The sequence below is a fragment of the Microcystis sp. M_QC_C_20170808_M9Col genome (assembly GCF_007095495.1).
Lineage (GTDB): Bacteria > Cyanobacteriota > Cyanobacteriia > Cyanobacteriales > Microcystaceae > Microcystis > Microcystis aeruginosa.
The window spans coordinates 21496-27620 of sequence record NZ_SFBZ01000291.1; the positions used below are offsets into that span (position 1 = coordinate 21496).

7 protein-coding genes and 1 pseudogene are annotated in these 6125 nt (G+C 39.7%); 4 read left to right on the forward strand and 4 right to left on the reverse strand.

Annotated features, from left to right (window positions below; genetic code table 11):
- Position 1: 1 nt before the first annotated feature.
- The 4 genes from EWV68_RS18550 to EWV68_RS18565 form a co-directional block, all read right to left on the reverse strand.
- Positions 2-286 (reverse strand): DUF2103 domain-containing protein, encoded by a 285-nt coding sequence (locus EWV68_RS18550; protein ID WP_130757181.1) that lies wholly within the window; start codon positions 284-286, stop codon positions 2-4.
- Between the two features lie 2 nt (positions 287-288).
- Positions 289-582, reverse strand: coding sequence for an ATP-dependent Clp protease adapter ClpS (gene clpS / locus EWV68_RS18555; protein ID WP_002758084.1), 294 nt, complete (start codon positions 580-582; stop codon positions 289-291).
- Positions 583-637: 55 nt separating this feature from the next.
- A complete protein-coding gene (locus EWV68_RS18560; protein WP_287170665.1) occupies positions 638-1771 on the reverse strand; it encodes a glycosyltransferase family 4 protein in 1134 nt (377 codons plus the stop codon).
- 97 nt (positions 1772-1868) lie between these two features.
- Positions 1869-2531, reverse strand: coding sequence for a 4'-phosphopantetheinyl transferase family protein (locus tag EWV68_RS18565; RefSeq protein ID WP_287170667.1), 663 nt, complete (start codon positions 2529-2531; stop codon positions 1869-1871).
- A 110-nt stretch (positions 2532-2641) separates the two neighbouring features.
- Here EWV68_RS18565 and EWV68_RS18570 point away from each other — a divergent pair, with 110 nt between their 5' ends.
- The 4 genes and pseudogenes from EWV68_RS18570 to EWV68_RS18585 form a co-directional block, all read left to right on the forward strand.
- On the forward strand, positions 2642-3583 hold the full coding sequence (locus tag EWV68_RS18570; protein WP_287170668.1) for a serine hydrolase: 942 nt from the start codon (positions 2642-2644) through the stop codon (positions 3581-3583).
- 239 nt (positions 3584-3822) lie between these two features.
- Positions 3823-5172, forward strand: coding sequence for an AAA family ATPase (locus EWV68_RS18575; protein WP_287170669.1), 1350 nt, complete (start codon positions 3823-3825; stop codon positions 5170-5172).
- Entirely contained in the window at positions 5173-5871 is a 699-nt protein-coding gene (locus EWV68_RS18580; protein WP_287170671.1) for a ParB N-terminal domain-containing protein, read from the forward strand. It abuts the gene before it with no gap.
- 130 nt (positions 5872-6001) lie between these two features.
- Positions 6002-6125, forward strand: a pseudogene (locus tag EWV68_RS18585) (Uma2 family endonuclease); the annotation flags it as partial.

The window sequence follows — 6125 nt, forward strand, 5'->3', positions numbered from 1 at the left end:
GTTATTTTCCTAAACAAGCTTGGATAGCCATTTCTAAATCCTCTTGGTTTAAATCGGTGATAACAAAGACTTCCTGCACACTTTTTCCTGTCCTCGCAATCAGCTTAAAACCACCACGAATTGGTACTGATATCCGCAATTGTAACCGCGGACAATGACCTTTTGAGCGAGAAAGTACCCCCGGGGTGACAGTGGCGATTCCCTGATAGGTAATTAACTTTTCTAATACCGCAATCAACCCCGGAATATGAGTAGAATGATTCCAAACTAAGCGACCATTATTCATAATTATGCGGCCTCTAGGGGAGCCATGGTTAATCCTTCCCGTCGCAATTGTTGGTGATAAAGTTCCGCTTGTTCTTGGGGACCTGTCCAGACAATTGCCTGTCCTTGGTAGTGAACTTGATTAGTTAATTCCCAAGCTCGATCGGTAGTCATATCCGGGATATATTTAATTAAACAATTGGCCACATGATCGAAGGTGTTAAAGTCATCGTTGAGAACAATAACTTTATAGTTGGGATAAGTCTTTTTGACCCCTTGGGTGGACTTATCTAAGGTGGTACTGGGTGCGCTGGCCATAGAAGTTACAATAGGTTAAGGTTTTTGCAATTAAATTCGAGCATTTTGACAACAATTAAGCGGCAAAAGCCACAGAATTATTATTCAAAACCCGGCGATAGTAATTTAATAATTGTTTGGTGGCCGCTTGCCATGCCCATTTTTCCGCTTCTAGGCGCGCATTTCGTCGTAATTCCTCTCTTTCTGCCTTGGCGGTTAGTAATCTTTGGGTGGCACTAATTAAACCCTTCTCATCCCTAGGATCGAAGAGATGACCATTAACTCCATCGGTGACAATATCGGGAATTCCCCCCGAATTTGCCGCCACCACCGGACAACCGGCAGCCATGGATTCTAAGAGTACCAAACCGAGGGTTTCTGTGCGTGAGGGAAAAAGAAAAGCATCTGCGGAAGCAAAAGCGGAGGCTAATTCTAACCCCTGTAAATAACCGACAAAATGGGTATTTGTGTCGGCAAAATGACTTGTTAAAGCTTCCCGGTGGGGACCATCTCCCACAATGGCAAATCTTGCTTCGGGAATCGCTTCTAAGACTGGTTTAATGCGATCGATTTCTTTTTCGGCCGACACTCGACCAACGTATAATAAGAGAGGACTATCGGGGTTATTTTGGGATAATTTCAGTCTCATAGCTGGGGATTTTAAATGAGGTTGAAATAATTCCGTATCGACTCCCCTTTGCCAAAGCTCTACCTTTTCAATGCCACGACTAGATAATTCTTGCACCATAGCAGTGGAAGTGCAGAGATTTAAACTTGCTTGATTGTGGGCCAATTTTAATAATTCCCAGAGTAATCCTTCTAGGGAACCTAATCCATAGTGTTGTAGATATTGGGGGAGATGGGTATGATAGGAAGCGACGAGGGGAATGTTCATAGTTTTGGCAAAATAAATGCCTCCCACCCCTAAAATAGCGGGGTTAACCACATGAATAATATCGGGTTTAAACCTCTCTAAAGCTTGACCGACGGAAGGCCGGGGGAAAGCCATTTTTAATTCCGGATATAGGGGTAAGGGAATCCCTGTAACTCCATGAATTTTAGCACCTTTGTAATCCTTTAAACCGCCATCGGGAGAGAAAACTAATACCTGATGACCTAATCTTTGTAGGTGTTCTACGGTATGTTTAAGACGGGTGACAATGCCATCGATTTTCGGTAAGAAAGTTTCTGTAAAAAGAGCAATTCGCATAGAGAAAACAAGGTTAAGTAATAATTAAGGACAAGCTTTTTTTGAGATAGCTAGGAATAATTACTGAATTTCTCAAGGCAATTAACTCCCCAATTAATCATAGATCAGAAAGGCCAAAGGTTTTAATCACTCGATCGCTACCTTCGATAACCACCGTCGCTCGATAATTATCGCCGATTGCCGCTGTCCATAATTGCCATTCCCCCGCCACATTGTCTAATTTTAAGGGATTGAGGCCCACTTCCACTCGATCGAGTCCCCCGCTAATTCCCGTTCCCAGTGCCTTTAAATAAGCCTCTTTTGCCGTCCATAACTGAAAAAATAGCTTTTCCTTCTCTGCGGACTTTTCAACAAGCTCATGTTCTTTAGCACAAAAAAACCTTTTTGTCAAGCTATCTAAATCTTTCACCCCGCGCATTTTCTCTAAATCTACCCCAATGCGAGCGGTTAAAGTCAAGCCACAGATTGCCATCTCCTCGGAATGGGAGAGATTAAACTGCAATTGGTAGTTAATACTCGGTTTTCCCCGTTCACTGTAGATAAACTCGATTTTTTCGGGACTTATCGCCAAATATGACCCTAAAATCTCGCGTAAACATCCCCTAGCCACCAAAAAACGCCGCTTGTGTTGGGGAAAATGGTAACGATTAGCTCTAATTATTTCATCTTCCGAGAGCAAAGAAGCCAGTTTTTCTAGTCTATCCCCAGAGGGATCAAGACTGATAAAATAGAGATGAACCTCATCGGTAGATATAAACATTAAACTCAGAAGCACTCCAATAATTAATTATCGGTAAATTTTACCGTAAAATGAGAATTGCCGACTCAAGAATTTATCCACCTTCTAACTCTTGACTTTGCATCACACCTATGAACTTTTTTCATACTGAAGACCATCTCCAACAGTTCGGTACAGATATTTTAGAAACAACTTGGCGAGAATTTCCCCAATTAGCTCAAGAACAAATTGCCCTAACTTGGATAGTATATGATCCTCCTGTTATCGTCAACACGGGGGGAGCAATTTCTCACGAAGAATTCTGGAAATATTCCCCCCGCGGCTTTAGTTATCGCGGACAAGAAAGAACCTATCCCGCTAGTTTAGTGAAATTATTTTATCTAGTAGCAATTCATGAGTGGTTAGAAGGGGGAATGATTCCCGAAAACACCGAATTAAATCGCGCCATTCGTGACATGATTGTTGACTCTGGTAATGATGCTACCAGTTTAGTTGTAGATCTGGTGACGGGAACCACTAGCGGTCCAGAAATTGCCGCCGGTCCCTTTGAAACTTGGAAGCAACAACGCAACATAGTTAATCGTTATTTTCAATCCCTAAATTGGCCAGAATTAGCGACAATTAACGTTAATCAAAAAACTTGGTCTGATGGTCCCTATGGACGTGAACGCGCTTTTTTAGGGGAATTAATGGAGAATCGCAATATGCTAACTAGCAATGCAGTGGCGCGTTTAATTCATACTATTGTCGGGGGGATTGCTGTTTCTTCCCAACGTTCCCAAATGATGATGTCTTTACTAAAACGAAGTCTTAATCCTGCTGATTGGACAAGCCAAGGAGATGATACACAAATCTTAGGATTTCTGGGACAAGGATTACCAGAAAATAGTCAAATTTGGTCAAAAGCTGGTTGGACAAGTCAAGTGCGTCACGATGCAGCCTATATTGAAATTCCCCATCATACTCCCTATCTCTTGGTGGTATTTACCGAGGGAAAAGATAACAGTCAAAATCGCTCAATTTTACCTTTTATTTCCCAGAAAGTAGCCGAGAAAATTATGCAGATACATTAATTAAGCTGTGGGTAGGATGGTTTTCTCTGTCATTGCCAAAAGTGCTAGATAAACATCCTACTGCAATAAATCCGTAAATTTACCGATGTGCATCTCAATATACAGCTTTTCTGGGATAGATGGGGTTCGTTCTTGCAGCTGAAATACTCGATTAAGTTTAGTCTGTGCTTTACCTTGACGGGAAAGGCCGTCATCATTTAAACTAACAATAAGTTGTTCTTAAGTATTTCCTCAAATGTGTGACTTTCAACCCTCACCATTGTCATAACGAAAGGGAAGTGGAGAGTAAATTAATTGTCCAGTATTTACTCCCCAAACTAGGCTACAATGCCGAACATTGGTATCAACAAGTTAGCTTCGGTAAAGTACGCTTAGATTTCCTTGTTTCCGCTCAAAAACCTATCAACAAAAAGCAGTTTTTATCCTCTCACTGTCTAATTGTCGAGGCTAAAAACCCCAGAGAAAAGCTCATCAATCATCGTCACCGCTTAGGTTATTATCTCAACTACTTTAAAGTGCAGTGGGGATTATTAACCAATGGTGATGAGATTCAACTTTATCGAAGAAAACCCGATAAAATTTATTTAGTTTTTAGATGTTCTGGGTTAGAAATTGCCGCTCACTTAGAACAGTTAAAATCTCTGATTGGCTACGAAACTTTATCCCTGGGTATTCCACCGCTTAATTCTCCAACAATCAACAACAAAAATCCCATGAAAACCATCGCAATTTATCATCATAAAGGTGGTGTTGGTAAAACCACCGTCGCTACCAATCTAGCGGCAGCCTTGAGTAAAAAAGGCAAGCGAGTTTTATTAATTGATATTGATGCTCAAGCTAATAGTACCTTTGCCGTTGGTTTAATTAAGTTTCAATTCGATGATGACGATGATTTAAAAGATAAAAATGTCTTTCATTTGCTAGATAACAGTAACCGCATTTTTATTGAGAATATCGTCAGAAAGTCTCAAGGATTCAATCATCCAGAAATTGATGTTATTCCCTCTCACATATCTTTAATTGCTAACCAAGCTAAAATTAAAGATAATGCAGCGGTATTTGCTAGATTGGCAAGAAAATTAGAGAAAGTAAATGATCAATACGATATTGTAATTATTGATGCACCTCCCGCACTTGATTTATATGCACGCATTGCTTTAATTGCAGCTGATTATCTGATAATTCCTTCAGATCTTAAACCATTTTCTAATCAAGGATTAGATAGCGTTAAAAACTTTGTTCAAGAGGAAATAAATGAAAGTCGTGGAGATTTGGGTAAACCAACACTACAAATTTTAGGCGTTTTACCTTCCAAAATTTCCACCCATGCTCAATACTTAAGATTTAATTTTCCCAAACAAAAACAAGTGATTCCAGACAAATATAATTTACCTTTGATGGAATCGACTATCTCGGAAAGAATGCCTTTATCTCGCTGTATAAATCAATACGTTACCGTGGGAGATTTAGAAATTCCTGCTCCCCAATCTATAATGGATTATGCGGAAAATCAAGGCGATGCGGGAGTATCAGCAGCAGAATTTGAAGCCTTAGCAATCGAAGTTTTAGCTAAAATAGGAGTTAAATAAATGTGGAAATTTTTACGAGTCGATATTACTGATATTAATCCTTCTGTTCCCAGAGAAACCTTCTCCGAAACTGAATTGGAGAATTTAGCCAATCTTATTATTGAAATGGGTGGACTTATTCGCCCTGCTATTCTCAAAAAAGCTGATAATAAAAAAGTTGATGAACGTTATAATCTTATCAGTGGAGATTTAGAATATTATGCTTCTGTCATCGCCAATCAGAAAGTTCCTGACATCGAGATGATTAACGCTTTTGTAGTTGATAAAGAAGCGGAGAATATCGCTTTACAGCAAATACAGTTATTATCTCCTTCTCCTGGGTTAATTACCACGCCTGAAAAAACAGATAATCCTCTAGAATTGAGGGTGAGTAATCTTGAAAAACGATTAGAAACTCAGTTACAAGCAATCCGAGAGGAGTACCAAAAAGAAATCAAAAGACTGGAAGAAAAAATTATTATTTCTGCTGCTCCTCCTCCTCCTTCTCCTCCTTCTAAGTCGATTTTAGAGCTTTTGAATAGCTGTGATGCTAATCAACTTAAAAAAGCAGGAATTCCCGCTACATCTGTTAACGATTTTCTGAAAAAACGTTCAGAGAAACCTTTTGATTCCTTAGAAGATATCCTCAAGCGCCCAGTGGTAGGAGTTAAAGAAGCAAGATTAATTAAGCTTATAGATTATTTGTTAATTTCTAATTGATTTTTGTGGGTGTGTTGAGCTACTTTAACACACCCTACCGATGGATGTTATAATAATGGAAGATCAGGAAAAAATCCCGATCCGATAGCGGGCAAAGATTAACTAGAAGAAGGGTGAAAAGAGAAAACTTATGATAACTACCCCAGTAATAGCTGCTTCTTTAACAATTCCTCCCCTAGAAAACGGCGATAAATTAACTCGATGGGAATTTGAACGACGTTATCAAGGGATGCCCCATCTCAAAAAAGCGGAAT

Coding starts and splice junctions, on each gene's coding strand:
- EWV68_RS18550 (WP_130757181.1), bottom strand. CDS start 286: ATGAATAATGGTCGCTTAGTTTGGAATCATTCTACTCATATTCCGGGG.
- clpS (WP_002758084.1), bottom strand. CDS start 582: ATGGCCAGCGCACCCAGTACCACCTTAGATAAGTCCACCCAAGGGGTC.
- EWV68_RS18560 (WP_287170665.1), bottom strand. CDS start 1,771: ATGCGAATTGCTCTTTTTACAGAAACTTTCTTACCGAAAATCGATGGC.
- EWV68_RS18565 (WP_287170667.1), bottom strand. CDS start 2,531: ATGTTTATATCTACCGATGAGGTTCATCTCTATTTTATCAGTCTTGAT.
- EWV68_RS18570 (WP_287170668.1), top strand. CDS start 2,642: ATGAACTTTTTTCATACTGAAGACCATCTCCAACAGTTCGGTACAGAT.
- EWV68_RS18580 (WP_287170671.1), top strand. CDS start 5,173: ATGTGGAAATTTTTACGAGTCGATATTACTGATATTAATCCTTCTGTT.